We start from the raw sequence: 1,172 nt of genomic DNA on the forward strand, positions 1-1,172 counted from the left end.
CCGCCAGGTCCGATGGCCACCCCAACCCTACACTCCGGCCAAGGCCGGATTTTCCAACACCTCCGTGGACGTTACCGATCTGTGGTCGCAGGCAAAAAGAAGGCATTGTACGCGCCGACTGACTTGAAGCGCTTCATCTATTGTTCTTTTCGTTTCGTTAACTGGTATGAATTCTCTGCCCGGTTGTTCAGGCCTTTGTGCTGGCGGTGTTCGACACCGAGCATCACCTTCCGCTTGGCTGCCCCGTAGCTTGGAAGTTTGTCGGTGATCATGACGCGAAGCGCCCGGCACTGCCGCTTGAGCAGCTTGCGCAGCAGACGCTTCGCCGCTTGCTTGTCACGTCGGCTCTGCACGAAGACGTCGAGCACCATCCCGATCTGATCGACGGCATGCCAGAGCCGGTGCTTCACCCCAGCCATCTTGATGGCGACCTCATCAAGGTGCCACTTGTCTTCAACACGGGGCAGCCGTCGCCGGATCTGGTTGGCAATCTCCCGAACAAACTTGAGTGCTCACTGCCGCACAGCTTCATGGCCGACCGCGATGCCACGTGCCGCCGGCATCTCCTCAACTATGCGGAGGTTGAGCGGAAGCGAAAGTACAGCCAAACCGCTTAATTGATTACCTCGGCAGGGAAGCGATAGCCAGAGTAAGGGGACTTGGCGGCTGGTGAGCTCCTCCCGGGCGTTTACCGGCTCAGGGTAGGTTCGCCGATTCTAGGTAACTTAACGGTGTCGCGCGGAGTTTTGCCCCGATTACAAGAAGCCTGGGTACTCCCTTGATTTTGCGTTGATGTGTCTGCCGCAATCTCTTTACGGTCCGGTAATCGACAGGAGGGAGCGCCTAGGTGTCGCTGGCTAGCAAACTGAAGATGGAGCCGCCCCTCTCGGATGGCACCAAAGGCAAGCTTTACGTCAAAGTTCATCGCCAAGGAAGACCGCCCAAGCCCTGGATCTGGGCAATCTACGAGGATGGGCGTCTCTACGCACAAAAGATAGCCGCACACTCCTACTCAAGCGCTGAGGAGGCATGGCAAGTGGGATGGGCCATGCTTTCGCGCTTAGGCAAAAGCGGGGGCTAGACCGTTTCCTGGCAGACTGGATCGCTTGTGACCCACAGGGTTCGTGGAGGTGCTTCATTTGCGCCCTGGCGCGAGGGGCGATGCGGATGTC

Annotated in this window: 1 pseudogene; it reads right to left on the bottom strand. The window is 58.4% G+C overall.

From position 1 onward, the window contains the following. Positions 1 to 140 precede the first annotated feature (140 nt). Positions 141 to 622: pseudogene (locus tag JMJ56_RS33100) on the bottom strand (IS6 family transposase); the annotation flags it as partial. Positions 623 to 1,172 lie beyond the last annotated feature (550 nt).

This window comes from Belnapia arida, from assembly GCF_016773205.1.
GTDB classification, from domain to species: Bacteria; Pseudomonadota; Alphaproteobacteria; order Acetobacterales; family Acetobacteraceae; genus Belnapia; species Belnapia arida.